The sequence below is a fragment of the Acinetobacter chinensis genome, assembly GCF_002165375.2.
Taxonomy (GTDB): Bacteria; Pseudomonadota; Gammaproteobacteria; order Pseudomonadales; family Moraxellaceae; genus Acinetobacter; species Acinetobacter chinensis.
Map to the genome: position 1 here is coordinate 3450726 of NZ_CP032134.1, position 17534 is coordinate 3468259.

At 43.1% G+C, this 17534-nt stretch carries 20 protein-coding genes; 9 read left to right on the plus strand and 11 right to left on the minus strand.

The window, feature by feature from the left end; genetic code table 11:
* Window positions 1-20: 20 nt before the first annotated feature.
* The 5 genes from murC to pyrE form a co-directional block, all read right to left on the minus strand.
* Window positions 21-1469, minus strand: a complete 1449-nt coding sequence (gene murC / locus CDG60_RS17390) for a UDP-N-acetylmuramate--L-alanine ligase (protein ID WP_087512017.1) — start codon at window positions 1467-1469, stop codon at window positions 21-23.
* Between the two features lie 12 nt (window positions 1470-1481).
* Entirely contained in the window at window positions 1482-2579 is a 1098-nt protein-coding gene (gene murG / locus CDG60_RS17395) for an undecaprenyldiphospho-muramoylpentapeptide beta-N-acetylglucosaminyltransferase (RefSeq protein ID WP_087512016.1), read from the minus strand.
* Window positions 2580-2865: 286 nt separating this feature from the next.
* Window positions 2866-3810 carry a glutathione synthase gene (gene gshB, locus CDG60_RS17400; RefSeq protein ID WP_087512015.1) on the minus strand — a complete coding sequence of 315 codons (945 nt, stop codon included), beginning with the start codon at window positions 3808-3810 and terminating at the stop codon, window positions 2866-2868.
* Window positions 3811-4149: 339 nt separating this feature from the next.
* On the minus strand, window positions 4150-4674 hold the full coding sequence (locus CDG60_RS17405; protein ID WP_087512014.1) for a hypothetical protein: 525 nt from the start codon (window positions 4672-4674) through the stop codon (window positions 4150-4152).
* A 72-nt stretch (window positions 4675-4746) separates the two neighbouring features.
* A complete protein-coding gene (gene pyrE, locus CDG60_RS17410; RefSeq protein ID WP_087512013.1) occupies window positions 4747-5397 on the minus strand; it encodes an orotate phosphoribosyltransferase in 651 nt (216 codons plus the stop codon).
* Window positions 5398-5437: 40 nt separating this feature from the next.
* Here pyrE and CDG60_RS17415 point away from each other — a divergent pair, with 40 nt between their 5' ends.
* Window positions 5438-6256, plus strand: a complete 819-nt coding sequence (locus CDG60_RS17415; protein ID WP_087512012.1) for an exodeoxyribonuclease III — start codon at window positions 5438-5440, stop codon at window positions 6254-6256.
* A 464-nt stretch (window positions 6257-6720) separates the two neighbouring features.
* Window positions 6721-7071, plus strand: coding sequence for a Spx/MgsR family RNA polymerase-binding regulatory protein (locus CDG60_RS17420; RefSeq protein WP_087512011.1), 351 nt, complete (start codon window positions 6721-6723; stop codon window positions 7069-7071).
* Window positions 7072-7167: 96 nt separating this feature from the next.
* Here the strand turns inward: CDG60_RS17420 and CDG60_RS17425 are convergent, their stop codons facing one another.
* Window positions 7168-7605 carry a DUF2147 domain-containing protein gene (locus CDG60_RS17425; RefSeq protein WP_087512010.1) on the minus strand — a complete coding sequence of 146 codons (438 nt, stop codon included), beginning with the start codon at window positions 7603-7605 and terminating at the stop codon, window positions 7168-7170.
* A 156-nt stretch (window positions 7606-7761) separates the two neighbouring features.
* On the opposite strand from CDG60_RS17425, the gene CDG60_RS17430 reads away from it, so the two are divergent.
* Window positions 7762-8673 carry an alpha/beta hydrolase gene (locus CDG60_RS17430; RefSeq protein ID WP_087512009.1) on the plus strand — a complete coding sequence of 304 codons (912 nt, stop codon included), beginning with the start codon at window positions 7762-7764 and terminating at the stop codon, window positions 8671-8673.
* 61 nt (window positions 8674-8734) lie between these two features.
* Here the strand turns inward: CDG60_RS17430 and CDG60_RS17435 are convergent, their stop codons facing one another.
* Window positions 8735-9301, minus strand: coding sequence for an FMN-dependent NADH-azoreductase (locus CDG60_RS17435; protein WP_087512008.1), 567 nt, complete (start codon window positions 9299-9301; stop codon window positions 8735-8737).
* 247 nt (window positions 9302-9548) lie between these two features.
* Here CDG60_RS17435 and CDG60_RS17440 point away from each other — a divergent pair, with 247 nt between their 5' ends.
* Complete coding sequence (locus tag CDG60_RS17440) at window positions 9549-10751, plus strand: GGDEF domain-containing protein (RefSeq protein WP_087512007.1); 1203 nt, start codon at window positions 9549-9551, stop codon at window positions 10749-10751.
* A gap of 33 nt (window positions 10752-10784) precedes the next feature.
* On the opposite strand, the gene CDG60_RS17445 is transcribed toward CDG60_RS17440, so the two are convergent.
* From CDG60_RS17445 to CDG60_RS17460, 4 genes are all read right to left on the minus strand, one after another.
* A complete protein-coding gene (locus tag CDG60_RS17445) occupies window positions 10785-11456 on the minus strand; it encodes a glutathione S-transferase family protein (RefSeq protein ID WP_171405471.1) in 672 nt (223 codons plus the stop codon).
* Window positions 11457-11643: 187 nt separating this feature from the next.
* A complete protein-coding gene (locus CDG60_RS17450; RefSeq protein ID WP_087512006.1) occupies window positions 11644-12411 on the minus strand; it encodes a transporter in 768 nt (255 codons plus the stop codon).
* 16 nt (window positions 12412-12427) lie between these two features.
* The gene (locus tag CDG60_RS17455; RefSeq protein ID WP_087512005.1) at window positions 12428-12970 is read right to left on the minus strand and encodes an ankyrin repeat domain-containing protein; all 543 of its coding nucleotides are present in this window, start codon (window positions 12968-12970) and stop codon (window positions 12428-12430) included.
* Between the two features lie 144 nt (window positions 12971-13114).
* Entirely contained in the window at window positions 13115-13486 is a 372-nt protein-coding gene (locus CDG60_RS17460; RefSeq protein ID WP_087512004.1) for an HPF/RaiA family ribosome-associated protein, read from the minus strand.
* Between the two features lie 484 nt (window positions 13487-13970).
* Here CDG60_RS17460 and CDG60_RS17465 point away from each other — a divergent pair, with 484 nt between their 5' ends.
* The 5 genes from CDG60_RS17465 (at window position 13971) to CDG60_RS17485 (ending at window position 17513) form a co-directional block, all read left to right on the plus strand.
* Window positions 13971-14708 (plus strand): outer membrane protein OmpK, encoded by a 738-nt coding sequence (locus CDG60_RS17465; RefSeq protein ID WP_087512003.1) that lies wholly within the window; start codon window positions 13971-13973, stop codon window positions 14706-14708.
* 160 nt (window positions 14709-14868) lie between these two features.
* Entirely contained in the window at window positions 14869-15372 is a 504-nt protein-coding gene (locus CDG60_RS17470) for a GNAT family N-acetyltransferase (protein WP_087512191.1), read from the plus strand.
* A 34-nt stretch (window positions 15373-15406) separates the two neighbouring features.
* On the plus strand, window positions 15407-16159 hold the full coding sequence (locus CDG60_RS17475; RefSeq protein WP_087512002.1) for a hypothetical protein: 753 nt from the start codon (window positions 15407-15409) through the stop codon (window positions 16157-16159).
* Window positions 16152-16892 carry a hypothetical protein gene (locus CDG60_RS17480; RefSeq protein WP_087512001.1) on the plus strand — a complete coding sequence of 247 codons (741 nt, stop codon included), beginning with the start codon at window positions 16152-16154 and terminating at the stop codon, window positions 16890-16892. The genes CDG60_RS17475 and CDG60_RS17480 overlap by 8 nt, the downstream gene beginning before the upstream one ends.
* Window positions 16893-17513: a hypothetical protein gene (locus CDG60_RS17485; protein ID WP_087512000.1), complete on the plus strand. Its 621-nt coding sequence runs from the start codon at window positions 16893-16895 to the stop codon at window positions 17511-17513.
* The last annotated feature ends 21 nt before the right edge of the window (window positions 17514-17534 follow it).

Here is a 17534-nt window from a genome sequence, read left to right on the forward strand (position 1 = left end):
TAAATCCAAGCTCAGCTCAATTATTTTAAGTAGAGGTTATGCTGAGTCAGTTCCACTGAAATTGCACCCACATTACCTGCACCCTGTGTCAGCAGCAGATCGTTTGCCTGCAACACTTTTTTCATGACGCTCTGAATATTACCTTCAACCGGATCGAGTAAAATTGGCTCAACCTCACCCCGTAAACGGATGCTTCTTGCCAGAGCACGGCTGTCCGCTCCCACAATCGGCTTTTCACCCGCAGGATATACCTCAAGCAACAGCAACTGATCAACCTGTGACAATACATCCACAAAATCATCAAAACAGTCACGGGTACGACTGAAACGGTGCGGCTGGAACATCATGACCAGACGACGGTCTGGATGGCTTGCGCGGGCAGCCTTAATGGTTGCTTCCACCTCTTTAGGGTGATGTCCGTAATCATCCACCAGTTTGACGTTGCCACCGTCCAGTTCAAACTCACCCTGAACCTGGAAGCGACGCCCCACACCACTGAAACTTTCAAGCGCACGGGCAATGGCAGCATCAGAAACACCTTCATCTGTTGCAATACCGATTGCAGCCAGTGCATTTAAAATATTGTGCAGACCTGGCAGGTTAATGGTCAGACGTAATGGCTCACGTCCTTTACGCAATACCGTAAAGTGTGACTGCATACCGGTCTGTTCAACATCAACCGCACGGATGTCATTGTCTTCATTAAAACCATAAGTCAGTAACGGACGCCCGATCCGTGGCATGATTTCACGGATATTGGCATCATCACCACAGACAACCGCCAAACCGTAAAACGGCATTTTTTGCAGGAATTTGACAAATGTGTCTTTCAGCACATCAAAGCTGCCACCATAAGTATCCATATGATCTGCATCAATATTGGTCACGATTGCTGCCATTGGCTCAAGGTGCAGGAATGATGCATCTGACTCATCTGCCTCAGCAACAATATAACGGCTCGCACCCAGTGCAGCATTGACACCGGTACGGTTCAGCAGACCACCAATCACATAAGTCGGATCAAGGTTTTCTTCTGCCAGCATACAGGTCACAAGACTGGTGGTTGTGGTTTTCCCGTGTGTCCCGGCAACCGCAATACCATGACGGTAACGCATCAGTTCACCCAGCATTTCTGCACGGCGCACCACGGGAATGCGGTTTTCAATCGCCGCTTTTATTTCTGGGTTTTCAGGATCAATCGCTGTGGAAACAACCAACACATTTGCCCCTTTAATATTGTCAGCGGTATGACCAATGTGTACACGGATATCATTTTCTTCAAGCTGAGCCGTGGTTTTTGATGCTTTGATATCTGAACCCGAAACCTTGTACCCCTGGTTTTTCAGTACTTCAGCAATACCGCACATGCCTGCCCCACCAATCCCCACAAAATGAATGTGTTTGATTCGGCGCATTTCAGGAATTTTAATTAATTTTTTTGCTTGTTCAGCAGGAATAGTCGGGGACATAATTTACTCGGATTACAATTCTTGAATTAAACGAACCACTTGCAGGGTTGCATCAGGCTGCGCTTTCTGACGCGCCTTTGCTGCCATTTCAGATAAAAGCTGGCGGTTCATAAGAGGAGTCAGCAGTGCAGCCAGACTTTCTGAAGTCAGATCTGCCTGCGGAGATATTTTTGCAGCACCCGTGTCAGCCAGAAATTTTGCATTGGCCGTCTGGTGATCATCCACAGCACTCGGTAACGGTACAAAGATGGCAGCTACACCTGCTGTCGCAATTTCTGTCACAGTTAAAGCACCGGCGCGACAGATAATCAGATCAGCTTCACTGTAGGCTTTTGCCATATCATCAATAAAAGGCTGAACTTCCACGCTCAGTGACACTGGTGCATCTGCATAACGCGCCAGTGTCGTTTCTGCCTGATTCTGACCGCACTGATGAAACACTGAAACAGGAACCTGGAGCTGTTTCAATGCAGCAGGTACACGCTCATTCAGTGCCTGTGCCCCAAGTGAGCCACCCACTATCAGCACTTTAAGTGGCTGACCTGATTTTTCACGTTCCTGATAACGCCATGACGGATTCAGGATTTCAGTAATTTCCTTACGGACAGGATTTCCCGTCGTTTTAATTTTTGGTCCATCAGGAAAAGCACCTGGAAATGCCTGACAAACGGTCTTTGCCACTCTGGACAACTGTGTATTGGTAAAACCGGCAATTGCATTCTGTTCATGAATAATCACAGGAATCCCCAGGATTCGGGCTGCAAGACCACCAGGCCCTGCAACATAACCACCGAATCCAGCAACTGCATCCACGTTCAGCTGCTTCATATAGCGCATTGCGCTGAGTGTTGCTTTTAATATTTTAAATGGTGCTGCCAGTTTTCTGAGCACACCATTACCACGCACACCCTGAATATCAATCTGATACACAGGAATGTCATGATTTTTCAGAAGACGGTTTTCCATTCCTGCTGGAGTCGCCAGCCAGGAAACTTCTGAACCCTGCTGTTGCAGTTCTTTGGCAACAGCGAGTGCAGGAAATACATGTCCGCCTGTACCTGCGGCCATCATCATGACATGTCTTGGCTTAGTTTGCTGTGGGTTGGTCACGGTCTAATTCTTCAATTCAGATCTGGCAATAAAAATTCATATATAAGTTGACAATTGTAATCACAAACGACAAGGCATTAAAGTTTAATTACTGTATTTCGCCCGGTGTTTAATTGTTTTTTCCCTCATCTTTCTCAGTTTAAACCAGTTTTATTATTAATTCATACAGAACCCTGAAAATCTGTACCAATTCTGTGATTCTGACAGTGAATTTAACCATCAGAATCATAAAAACTTAAATCATGAGAATGCACTGTAAAAGCTCCTCATGATTCTTCATTTCTGTTCAGGCTTTTAAACCGGCTTCCAGCACATCAAACAGATCATCTGCAATGGAAGTTCCAAACTGGGTATCAATTTCACGGATACAGGTCGGACTGGTGACATTAATTTCTGTGACATAATTTCCAATCACATCAAGCCCAACAAAAATCAGACCTTTTTCTCTTAAAAATGGTCCAACTTCAGCTGCAATGGCTTTGTCATTTTCAGTCAGTGGACGTGCCTCACCCAGACCGCCTGCTGCCAGATTTCCACGTACTTCACCATTCTGAGGAATACGCGCCAGACAGTAAGCAACCGGTTCACCATTGATCATCAGGATACGCTTATCACCATCCACAATTTCCGGAATATAACGCTGTGCCATAATCGGAACACTACCCATGGAGGTCAGCATTTCAATAGTGGAACCAATATTTGCACCTGTGGCAGAAAGACGGAAAATCCCCATTCCACCCATTCCATCCAATGGTTTAACAATCACATCACCATGCTGCTGAATAAATTCACGGATCAGGCTCTGCTGTGATGTCACCAAAGTTGGAACCTGAAGCTGAGGGAACTGTGTTGCAAACAATTTTTCATTACAGTCACGCAGACTCTGTGGTTTATTGATAATCCATGCACCTTCACGCTCTGCCTGCTCCAGAATATAGGTCGTATAGACAAAATTCATATCAAAAGGCGGGTCTTTACGCATCAGTACAACATCATAAGCCGCGATGGATTCTTTTTTCTTTTCACCCAGTTCATAATAATGGTTGTAATCTTCAAAAACCTGCAGCGATGAGATCAGCCCGTATGCCTTACCCTGATCAATGTAAAGATCCTGCTGCAGTACATAGCCAAGCTCATGCCCACGGCGTGATGCAGCCCACAGCATTGCCATGGTTGAATCTTTCTTCAGGTTCACATTTTCAATTGGGTCCATCACCACAAGTACACGCATAGTCACTGCTCTTTTTCAGTTTCATTCTGAATGAGTATAGCGGAGATTCGTCGGTTCTTTTTCTCAATTTCGGTATAGAACTGTTCGGAATTTCAGATTTATATTTTAAAGCTGTGAGTGAGTCTGTTTATTGTTTTGCAGTATGAATGGCAATAATTCTGTCTGCAGGAAGAACTGATGAAGGCTCATGGGGTAAATCAATATGCTGATTAACAATTTTATTCTTCATTAATAAAGCCTTTTGACACTGTTTTTAAAAACCTGCACTCAGTTCTATTATTTTTATGTTCAATTTTTTGCATCATGATAATCTGTCTGATCATTATCCCGATCTAAAAATCAGCTTTGTACTTTCTGCCGCTCCATAATCAACTGATCAATGCTACCCGGGTCTCTCGGCAACCCCAGTCGAACCTGACATCCGGCATCTCCGGAAAAGCCCTCGGTAATGCTGATTTCTGCGGATATTTCCAATGGACGACCAATATAAAAATCCGTTTTTTCCAGGCTGTGACACAATCTGGTGGTGTATTTCGGCTCAAGTTCGCCTATTTTAAAATCCTGAAAATACACTGCCACAATAAACTGCTGATTTTTCTGCTCAGGCTCACGCTGAATCTGAACTGTTCGGTTCACAGACTGACCTGGCTGTTTCAGCATCAGCACACCCAGCAGTTTCTTTTGTGTTGCTTTATTCAGAGTAATCATCATTTTGCACTCAGGATCATTTTGAAGCACAAACGGATTCAGACGGAAAAAAATATCCCGTTCAATCTGATATCTGTGCCACCGTTTCCGATCCAGATGCTGCAGGATCAAAAAACCTGCCACCGCACAAAAGACCAACAACACAAGAAAAAGCATGATAACGCACTTCCCCATCCAGCTGACCGTGAATATAAAAAGCCACACTGCTTTTTATATTCACGGACGGGTTTAAATACCGTATTTCACGCGGTAAGCTTCCATTTTCGCCAATGCATCCTTTTCACCTTTTGCGTCCAGATAATTCATCAGGTCTTTCATGGTAATCAGCGCATGTACTGGAATTTCCAGTTCTTTCTGAACTTCCTGAATTGCAGACAGTTCACCCTGACCTTTTTCCTGGCGATCCAGCGCAACGAGTACACCTGCAATGGTTGCTCCTGCATTTTTCAGCACAGTGACCACTTCACGGATTGCTGTTCCTGCAGTGATAACATCATCAATAATCCAGACTTTCTGACCATGAACCGAAGCACCAACCAGCACACCGCCTTCGCCATGATCTTTTGCTTCCTTACGGTTAAAACCCCACGGTACACTGACACCATGATTCTGTGAAAGTGCAACAGCGGTTGCTGCAACAAAAGGAATACCCTTGTAGGCAGGCCCAAAAATCACTTCCACATTTTTACACTGAGTCAACTTATCCGCATAGCCTGAAGCCAGCAATGACAAAGCTTCACCGTCATTCAACAGACCGGCATTAAAAAAATAAGGACTCACACGTCCCGATTTTAAAGTAAACTCACCAAATTTAAGCACACCGCGTGATAATGCGAGTTCGATAAAAGCTTGCGGATCAAATTGAGCTTGCGTTGACATGAGGTGCTCCAGAATTCATACATTGAGGTTATGACTGCGCATGATACCAAAGAGTAGCTACCCAGGTGATCAAAAAATTCTAAGAGTCGTGTCAATTAACGTCAACGGATTACGATCATCTGTCACAAAAGGTTTGCTTGAGTGGATGGAACAGTCTGAAGCAGATGTTATCTGTATTCAGGAAAGCCGGATCACACACGCTCAGTGGACTGACAAATTCAAACCTGAAGGATGGTATACCCACCTGTTTCCTGCGGAACGTCCAGGCTATGCAGGTACCGCGATTTACAGCCGACTGCCTTTTGTTTCAGTCACAGATGGACTTGGCTTTGAACTGGCAGATTCTCAGGGGCGTTTTATCAGTGCTGAATTTGACCTGGGACTGGATCAGACCGCTCACATCTGCTCGCTTTATCTGCCGTCCGGATCATCCGGTGATGAAGCACAGGCACGTAAAGATCATTTTCTTGAAGAATATACAAAAATTTTAAAACAATGGCGTGATGAAAATAAATCCATCATTGTCTGCGGCGATTACAATATTGTTCACAAGCGTATAGATATCAAAAACTGGTCTGGCAATCAGAAATCTTCAGGCTGTCTGCCACATGAACGTGCGTGGCTGGATCATATTTATGATGAACTGGGCTATGTGGATACATTCAGGGAAGTGCGTAAAGAAGCTGAACTGTATTCGTGGTGGTCCAACCGGGGGCAGGCTCGTGCCAAGAATGTCGGTTGGCGGATTGACTACCAGGCATGCTCACCTGACTGGAAAGACCGCACGCTCAATGCCTGGGTCTATAAAGACAGCTGGTTCAGCGACCATGCACCAGTCATTATTGACTATAAAATCTGAACCGCAGAACATTATTCAGTGAACATACGTTTACTGAATAATGTGTTTTCTCTTACATAAGCTGTCGCGTTTGCTACTTATTTTACAGTCCAATTACGAGCATTATAGTCGCACGGCACAGGGATGGTTGTCAGGATGACAGCAAAAGGATTGGAAGCCGTAGGATGAAAAAGATACACTGCCTGCAGTGAATCTCAAGGACGTGACATTGGACGTTGAAATGAGACCCGCATGATCAGGATGATTAAATGCGGGTTTTCTCTTTTCTGCTACCCTTGAATTTTTATTATTCTGTTATTTGAATTATGAAGCATTCTTTATAGCCTTCATTCTGACCATGACAGGTTTCATTTTCATGACATTCTTCACACTTTTTCAGATAAATATTTTCAGTCATGCGGAATGGTACTTTTCAGCAAAAAACGCTACCCTGACATGCGCCCATACTGAAAACAGGAAAATGTATGCTGAAAATTTATGGCATTAAAAACTGCAGTTCCATGAAAAAAGCCTTTGATCTGCTGAATGAACTGAATCTGCCTTACGAATTCCATGATTATAAAAAACAGGGCATAGATGCCGAGTCCATTCAAAAGTGGCTTGAGCAAGCCGGACAGGATGTTATTCTGAATAAAAAAGGAACGACATGGAAAAAACTGACCGAACAGGAACAGCAGCATGCACTGTCCAGTGAAGCAGCACTGATTGAAACACTGATGACTCACAGCAGCATAATTAAGCGACCGGTACTTGAAACTGAACAGGGACTGCTGGTTGGCTTTGACGAAGCAGCTTACCGCAAATTATCCGCATAATTTTTATGGTTTTCGGCACATCAACCATGCTGATGTACTGAACAAAAAAAGCCCGAATCTGTTCGGGCTTTTTTTAATGGACTGCGTCTGTCTCAATCAGTTTGCACGAATCCAGGTTTGGTTACGACCTAAAGCAGCAACACCGATATAACCTCTCAGCTCAAGTTTCTTACCGCCAGAAGCCAGTTCACCTTTCAGCTTATAAGTTTTACCAGACTGAGGATCAAGAATTGAACCATTGCCATAACTGGTTCCGCCTGTATTTTTCAGACCATGAATAATCGTTAAACCTTTCAGTGATTTATTGTTATAAGGTCCTTCACACTTGGTACAGGCGTTTTCTTCACCTGGTGTCAGAATGTTCTGGATGCTGGCCGTCAGCGTACCGTTTTTCTGTTCAGTGAACTTCACAACCGCTTTCGGTTGCTTGGTTTTATCGTCAATCGTTTTCCAGACCGTGCCATTCAGCGGGTCTGCTGCATTAGCTAAAGCTGTCAATCCGAGCAATCCTAATGCAAGTGCAATTTTTTTCATTTTTGTTTGTTTCCCTGGTCTGTTGTAGACGACTTTAAGTATTAAAAAGTCACAACAATTTTGCAATTTTTGAATGTGACCATTTAGTGTAACCTTGTAAGTTGTGTTGGTAAATATGCTCGTATTCTATAAAACAAAGAACAAGATGGAAAAAACATGAAGATCGCACCCATGTGGAAACAAATTATTACAGAAAGTATTTTAAAGACCGCCATCCGTACCCCCAGTCAGTTCACTCTGCCTGTCGGAAGTCTCAGATTTGCACTTGAACAGATGTGTCGGATTTTCCCGCAGAACAGAGATATTCAGGTACGTGCCCTTCGACTTTCCGGCATCCGTGCAGAAGAGCTGAAACCGCAGAAAGAATCAACTCAGCTGATTCTGCATATTCATGGCGGTGCTTTTTTCCTGGGTTCATTAAATACTCATCGGGCATTTCTGAGCGATCTTGCTGCGCGTACACAAATGCAGGTCATTCATGTGGACTACCCTCTTTCACCTGAACATCCTTATCCGGAAGCAGTCGATGCATTATTTGATGTTTACTGCACTTTAATTGATCAGGGGATTCAGTCAAAAGATATTATTCTTTCCGGAGATTCATGTGGTGCCAACCTCGCTCTTGCACTGACCCTGAAAATACGCAATGAACAGATGCCACAGGTCAGTGGTCTGATGCTGCTGTCTCCCTTTCTGGATCTGACTCTGACTGGAAACTCCATCCGTAACAACCGTAAACATGATGCCCTGCTTTCACCTGAAGCATTGGAAGCAGGTATTGCCTACTATGTTCCAGCCGGCATGGATAAGGCTGATCCTAAAGTCTCTCCTTTATTTGATGACTTCAAGGGTCTTCCACCAACACTGGTGCAGATTGGTTCTAAAGAAATTTTACTGGATGACGCCGAGCGTTTTAAGAAGAAAGCGGTCGAAGCGGGTGTACAGGTCAGTTATAAGCTTTACACGGGCATGTGGCATAACTTTCAGATGTTCCATCACTGGTTTGATGAAGCAGAACGTGCGCTGGCAGATATTGCCGAATTTGCACATCAGTGTGATGCGGACTGAAACATAACGCATAAAAAAGGTCAGCATAACGCTGACCTTTTTTTATGTATACAGACGGGTATCAGATTGCCTGAACCTGTGCCAGCGCATCTGAAAGTGCTTTGCTTTTCAGTTCATCGCCCATGTTGACACCTTCAGCACGAACCACCTGAATATCGGTCACACCGGTAAAGCCAAATACCGTTTTCAACAGACCTTCCTGAAAGTCAGCCGGACTGTTGTCGCCATACACACCGCCACGACTGCTGGCGATATACACTTTTTTATCACCAGCCAGACCCACAGCACCATTTTCAGTATATTTGAATGTTTTGCCTGCAACTGCAATACGATCAATCCACGCTTTCAGTGCAGATGACAGACCGAAGTTATACATGGCTGCACCCACTACAACCACATCTGCATCCAGATACTGCTGGATCAGTTTTTCACCCAGCGCTGACTGCTCAGCATTCTGTCCCATCAGAATGTCTGCGGTCAGATGTGGAATTTCCTGCTGTGCCAGATCAAGATACTGCACCTCAGCAGTGCTGTTACCCGCCTGAAGCTGTTTAACAATCGCCTGACTCAGTTGACGTGAAACAGATGCATCGCCCAAAATACTTGAATCAATATGTAGAACTTTCATGTTATTTCCAAAATGCTTTATCAATAATGGCATTCTATATAAATTACAGTATTGCGATAATCCCTCAATTCAAGACACAATATTCTATTTTTGAAACAATCAGTTTTTTCAACTTTCCCCCATCCTGCACTGTTGCTGTTCAAAATTCAGCAGAGTATGCTATGTTATTGAGCAACATTAAAAAATTAATATAAGCAACATACTTACATTAGAAAATTCAGGATGAATAAGGGGTACAGTCTGTACAATGAAAGCACTGTTTTCATCGGTTAAAAGCTCCTCATTAAAAACAAAAATGGTGGAGAGTCTGTTCGAAAGTGGTCCCGTCATGAACTGGGGCACGCTGAATAAATGCATTCTGATGCTGATTCTTGCGGCAGGCGTACACCTGACCTGGGTCATCTGGAAAGGCACTATTATTCTGAATCCTGAGCTATGGCAATGGGTTGACCTGGCGTTGATTAAAAAACAGATTCAGCTCAATATTGTCTTTCTGATTCTTTTTACCCTGATGATTATTCCCTGCCGTTTATGGGCTGAAAAAAAATGGGTTCAGCAGTGGTTCCCTTACATCTCGGTCGGTATTTTTGTTGCATCCATCTGCCGTGATGGTTATCTGATCGGTGTGCTCAGTCCTGCGACCATGATTTCCTATGTCAGCCTGGTCACAGTTGGACTGGTGCTGCTCCCAAGAGTGCTTGTCTACTGTGCTTTTATACCCGCAACCATTTTTCTGGCAGGCTGTGGCTATCTCAGTTATATGGGGGTAATGACCTATGCACCTATTTTTCATCTGAGCGGTTACAGCTACACAAACGGCTTCTGGATTCTTTCCATGCTGTTTTTTATCATTCCAATTCTGTGTACCTGTCTGTTTCTGTTCGAATCGCTTCTGAGCCAGTGGCGTCACAGAGAGCAGCTGATTCAACATTTAAGTCAGGTTGACCCACTGACCAATACACGCAACCGCCGAAGCATCAATGAATGCCTGGAACAGCTGGATGTACTCAATGAAAAGGAAAGTGCAGTATATGCTGTGGTACTGGTCGACCTGGATCATTTCAAGCTGATCAACGACCGTTTTGGACATCATAAAGGTGATGAAGCACTGATTCTGGTCAGTGATGAACTGTCAAAACATGTCAGAGACAGTGATATTGTCGGGCGTTTTGGCGGTGAAGAATTCATTCTGATTCTGCATCATTCTTCTGAACAGCAGGCTCAGCGTATTGCAGAACGCTGTCGTCAGGCGATTGAACAGATTGTACTTTTCAGTGATGATGAAGAAGCAATTCATATTACAGCCAGTTTTGGTATTGCTGCTTCTGCACCTGGTATCAAACCCATGAAACTGCTGAATCTTGCAGATAAAGCACTGTATGAAGCAAAGGCTCAGGGGCGTAATCAGGTCTGTTCATATTTCCACAGTGCTTTTCTGGATACAGTCTGAATACTGCTGATCCAGAAACCGCCATTCCTGAAGTTATCCGCCGGATGTACGGTAAGGCTCATCTGCCTGTACAAACAAATGTTCACGTTTTGCAGCATCCATCCACTGTCTGACCGCAGGCAGATGCTGTATTTTCTGCATGTATTGCTGACTCAACTCAGTCACAGGCAGCCGGTAGCTCATCAGACGCATCACCACAGGCGCATAAAATGCATCAGCAATACTGAAGTCTCCAAAAAGAAAACCATCCGCTTCTGACCAGATCTGCTCCACACGCTGTACATCCTGTCGCAGACCCGCATGCTGCTGCCACAGCTGCTGACCTACAGCGGATAAATCAGCTTCAATATTCATCGGACACAGACTTCTGAGCTGCATAAAACCACTGTGCATTTCAGCGGCCACTGTTCGGGCTTTGGCTCTTTGTAACCGATCCTGCGGCCATAACTGCTTTTCTGGAAACTGCTCTGCCAGATATTCTGCAATAGCAAGCGTATCCCAGACAGCCAGCTGATCATGCAGTAAAACGGGAACTTTTCCTGCTGGACTCAGCTTTGATACCTGCTGTTTAAACTGCCCATCTGCACTGAAATCATCAAAAGCAACGAAATGATCCTGAAATGGAAGATCGAAATGCTTCAGAATCAGCCATGCACGCATAGACCAGCTGGAGTAATTTTTATTGCCTGTATATAACTGCATCATCTTAATGATCCTGAGTGATGATTTCTGCTTATACATTAATCTGAATGACGGACTTCAGCAATATTGAACAGGTACTCCAGCCCTTGCATTTACATCAGTTTTACCTGCATGAAAATGCAAGGGCTCAGGTATAAAAAAAGAGCAGTTTAAACTGCTCTTTGATGTACCAATCCTGTATTGGTCAGAATCAGAACAGATATGAGAAACCTAAGCCTGCCTGATAGTCACGATCATTACCATTTAAACCAACACCGATACTGGCATCTAGTTGGGTACTCTCATTCAGTGCATAAACAACCCCTGAACCTAAAGCATATTCATAATCCTGGCTTTCAGCTTTACGGTATACAAACTCAGAAAAGCCAGAGAGTTTATCGGTAATGGCATATTCAATGGTTGGTACAGCCGTAACAGCCCAGTCGCTGTTCTGCGCTTCATAACGCATTGTAATCGAGGTGGTCACCAGATCACTGTAATCATAGGAAACCGCTGAAGTCAGACTGTAAATATCATCTTCATTGGTGAAACCATCATTTCCTGTTGCAATGATTGCTTCTGCCAGCACAGCCATACTAAGTTTATCATCTTTCAGATCAATGGCTTTTTTGATCCCGATACTGACATCACCCAGACCATCTTCTTCTACAGACTTGCCTGCTCTTTTGGTCTTGATCCACCCCGGTCCCTGCCAGCCCAACTGAAGTTCCAGATCTTTCGCCAGACCAGTACGGAACAGCATGTCGCCATTGAGGGTGACTGTTTTTTGCTTTACACCATCTGACACAGTTTCATTATAGCTGGCAGCAGGAATACTCTGCTCCCAGGCAAGCTGTCCTACAGGTGTAATCCCTGTTCCCATACCTGCGCCAGGGCGGTCAAAAGAAAATTCTGCTGCAACAGCGTTCAGGCTGAAACCGGCGGCAATCACCACACCAGTAAATTTAAAAACTGACATAATATATCCCGTTGATTTATGTTAATTCTTTGGTCATTTTTGCACCATGACTGCGTAACAGTTCCAGTGTCTGCTTTTCTTCAGGCAATGATTCTGCCCAGTTAATTTCGTCAAACTCACAGTCAAAAAACAGATCACTGATGGAGGACAGAATGGTCAGACCTTCATCATCTTTACTGTTCGGCTCAACCTGAGCCTCAAGTAAACGTTTAACCGCAGGTACACATGCTGAGCTTGCTGCATCCCAGAGGGGTCCATAAACTTCCTCTGTATCCCACAGATGAAGGTTCACTTTTGCCTGAATAAGTGCTTCCAGAATATCCATGTGTGCTGCCAGTAACTGCTGTTTCTGATCTTCAGAAAGCGGCTCACCTGTTTCATAGGCTTCACAGACCTGCTCCCACCACTGGAACAGACCGTCTGACCAGACAGAGATTGCAGGTCCTTTTTCAGGATCAATAAAATCAGGGTCAAGACCTTCTGCAAGAAGGCGCTGTACAAGAGCGACGTTCAGTTCTTCAATGGCCTGAACCAGAACCTGTTGCTGTGCTGTTAGCATGGAGAGGAATCTCTTCTGTATATTTTTGTCTATTATGCCCAGTAATATGGACTTTGTTCTGTGTAAATATGCGACAACCTGATTTTTTATGTCAATAAAAAAAGCCCCTCAGGGCTTTTTTCAGTTTCAGGTCAGACCTGAAAATCAATCATCGACATCTGCAATGTCTGCATCTGCATCAGCAAATTCAAGCTGCCCACCACGTGGATTCTCTTTTTTCTCAAATGTATGCTCAAGACTGCGTTTTAAACGATCAATCGCACCATGAACAGCGGTGTCCACATTATGTGCCCGATGGGTCACCACAACTGGCTTCAGTCCTGCCGGACGGGCTTCGATCATACACTTGATATCATCATCGCCACCTTTGTCACCATTTTCATCGCTGAAATGCACTGAAAAATGGGTGATCCGTTCGCTGTGACGCTGGAATTCCTGGTTTAGTTCTGCACGTACATAACTAATTAAACGGTCGCTGTTTTGAATGTTTTTATCAGTACGGATTTCAATGTTCATATAATCTCGTCCTCTGTGTATCAGAATCTTCTTAAGTGCAAAACTTTATCTTGGCACGCATATAACCTGCTGATTTTTCAGCACTGTAACATCTTCATACGGGTTTGAAACGCTCCCCTCCATATTGAATGATGAACACCTTTAACAGTCTGCAGAACCGTGTTCTTATACTTCGAATATCGTGCTTAAAATGAAAATATGCAAGCCCTATTTCATCTTTTTTTAATAAAGTCATACTAAAGTTACGTGTTTTAACCCAACACATTTACAAGCGGTCAGAAGTGTGAAAATATCAGTCTGTTTGTGTCCTCAAAAAAACTGTTTTTATTCATTTTTTTCTTAAAATTTCGACCCTGCCCCTCTTTTTTCCGCTCGCTGTGACTGTCTTCCACTGGCGAAGATTCATGTCATCGGTCAATTTTGGCTTTATTTTTGCCTGATTATCTGTATCCTCTACTACGCTTTCTCGGGGGAGAGATTTTTAATGAAACTTACACAAATTACTGTTGCTCTGACAGTTGCATCCACTGCTGCATTCACTCAGGCTGCTCCAGTCTGGCAGGATTTCAGTCTGACAGGTCTTTATGGTGAAAACTATGAAGTTGTAGATGAAAAGCAGACCACACTGACTGTTGAATATGCTGCTAAAGTAAAATATGCAGATGTATTCTTCTTTATGGATCGCATGCATGGTTCAGATGACAACAATGTCACTTATTTTGAACTTGCACCTCGTTTAAGCCTGGGCGAAATTACCGGTAAAAAACTGGCAGCGGGTCCTGTTAAAGATGTTCTGATCGCAACTACATGGGAAGGCAACCAGGACAACTTCGGCAACGATTTTGACAACTTCCTCTATGGTGTGGGCTTTGATCTGAACATTCCATACACTCAGTATGCAAGTGTCAATTTCTACCGTGCCAACAACGAAATTCAGAAAGATGACTACCAGATGACCATCACTTATGGTGTGCCATTCAAACTGGGTTCTGAAGACTTCCTTGTTGATGGTTTCCTGGACTGGTCAACTGCTGAAAAAGATGACGTTGCGCATGCAAGCGAACTGAACTGGACGACACAGTGGAAATGGAATGCAGGTAAACATATCTCTCCAGATACACGTCTGTACCTCGGTATTGAACATTCCGTATGGAACAACAAATTCGGTGTTAAAGGCAAAGACGAAAACAACGTCAGCGCTTTGGTTAAATACCATTTCTGATAAATCACTGAATCCATCAGATCAGGCAGAACTTCGGTTCTGCTTTTTTATTTCTGTCATCTTCGCCCCGCTGCTGCTTGAGCTTACCGCCTGTTTTATACAGATTGGTTTCCTGTAAATGCGCTACAATTGCATGTCACTTTTCCATGTCCATACACTCATGAATTTTATGATCCGCGCTGCGCAAAAAGATGATCTGCCTCAGATTATGCAGATTTACAACACTGAAATCATGACAGGAACGGCTACATGGAACAGTCAGCCCAAATCACTGCAGGATTATGAACAGTGGTTTAATGACTTGCAGACAAACAGTTTCCCGCTGTTTGTTGCTGTAGAGTCCGTCTCACAGCAGATCGCAGGATATGCAGAATTTTCCACTTTCCGTAATTTTAATGGCTACCATCAGACAGTTGAGCATGCGGTCTATGTTGACCCACAGTTTGCACGCCAGGGATTAGGCAAAGCCTTGATGCTTGAACTGATCAGACATGCCAAACAACAGGGCATTCATGTCATGGTCGCTGCAATTGATCATGAGAATACTGGCTCGATTCGTTTGCATGAACAGCTCGGTTTTAAGCAAACAGGTTATATGCCTCAGGTCGGTCAAAAATTTGGTCAGTGGCGAGATCTGGTGTTAATGCAGTTAATTTTTGGATAGTTTTAAAATCATTGATACAAACTGAGAATAAAAAATGAAAAAAATTATTTTATTAACAACCCTTGCCCTGCCTATACACTGTATTGCAGATGATGAATTTTCTGAAGAAAACTTAAATAAAATACTCAATAAAGAATGTCGCAGCATTTCACAATATGCCAAAAACGGAAAATATTATTTTGATCAAAAGCAATTTAACCTGGCCTTACAGCAGTTTGAAAATCAGGTTACCTGGTCTTCAGTGTGCAGCAGTTTTGAAGAAGAAACGCGAATCAAAATTTCGGAAAAAGACATTATTTCAGCTGAGAACAATGTAGGTTTAACTTATGCCAGTCTGGGAAAACCGATGCTGGCTCGCGCATGGTTCTCAATCTCGGATGAGTCTAAAATCAGCCAGTACAATATAAAAAATTTACCTCCACTTGAGGAAAATTCACAGCTCAATGGTACATATATTGGTTATGTAGGTTATGGTCGATGGAATACGATTACGGTTGATCAAAATAAAAATCAGTATGATATTGGCTTTCAAGGCTATGCCTTCACCCCTAAAACTGCTGTTTTGGGTGCCCCGAATATGGGAGAGTTTTATACAGAAATGCCATTCAACTCAAAAACTGCTGTTTATAAAAATACAGAATTTTCAGATCGTGAATGTTTCATCACCATTCAGTTTGAACAGCATCAGCTCAAAGTAACACAAACAGGTTATGACAGTGATTGTGGCTTTGGCGGCGGTGTAAACTCTTCAGGTATCTATTATCAAATTGAGTCAGAAAATGAATAAAGTCACCTTAAAAATAATATTTCCAATACTCAGCTTAATGTTGATGACTCACAGCCATGCAGAAAACACCTTCCAGCAGGAGCTTAAACAGAACTGTTCGAAAATTGCACCTGCGGCGAAACTGGGTAAAAAACTGTACGACCAGAAGCAGTATAAAAAAGCACTCGAACAGTTTAAATTTCAGTTGGCATGGTCAAATTTCTGTACAGCAAATTCAGATGAAAGTGGCATGAGTTTTTCAGATCAGGCACTCGATGTTGCCCGTAACAATGTCGGTCTGACTTATGCCCGAATGAACCAGCCAGGCTGGGCACGGGCCTGGTATGAAATAGACAGCACTTCCAGAGCCAGTCAGTACAATTTAAAGCAGTTGCCTAAAGCAAAATCAGCTTCGGATTTATCAGGAGAATATGTCAGTTACGCAGGCTTTGGCGAATGGGATCATATTACGGTCAACAAGCGTAATGGACGCTATGAAATCGCTTATTCCGGGCTGTATATGGGAATCCGCAGCCTGATTTATGGACCGAACATGGGCGAGTTTGACACTCACATGCCTGTCAATAAAAAACAGACCACTTTTAAATATGACGACTGCAAAATTGATCTGAATTTTAAAACAAGCCCTGAGCGTGGCAATTTTATTGAAGTGAAACAGAATGATGGGGCTTCAGGTTGTGGTTTTGGGCACAATGTTTATGCAGGTGGCACCTATTTAAAAGTGGAAAAATAAATGAAACTACAGCTCATTCCTGTATTTGAATTAGAATATTCACACCCTGAAATCAAATTTCCAGCATTTCCATTTACAGATGAAGAATATGGAAATTATCTTGACCAGGTCTATAAATCAAATGGTTTTATAGATAAATTTCAGCCAGTTGCACAAGGTTTTAATCTTTATCCAGTCTTACAAACCACTGAAAAAAATTTACTTAAGATTTTAAAGGATGCAATTCAGAAGAATAAAAACAGCTTAGAAGGTGGATTCGCCTTATGTGACGTGACGAATGGAGTAAACCCAATTCTGACCCATCGTTGTTGTTCAGATTTCAATGATATCGATAGCTGGATTAATCTTGCTGAACATAAATCAGAGGGATTCTGGATTGGTCATCCGATGCTGTGTTGTAAAATAAACAATGATCAAATTCAATTTATTGAAGAAGAGGAAGAAGGACTCGAAGACATTTATGTTTCTTTTCCTGAATTTCAAAATGCAGTGATGCAGTTAAAACAGGAACTTCCAAAAATCCGAGAATATATTTTAATAGTTGCAGATAAATATCAGCTTGATTTATCCAAAGTCCATCAACTTTTAAAATTCACTCTGATGGATCAAAGCAATACTTAGATTGCTTTGATCATTTTCAAG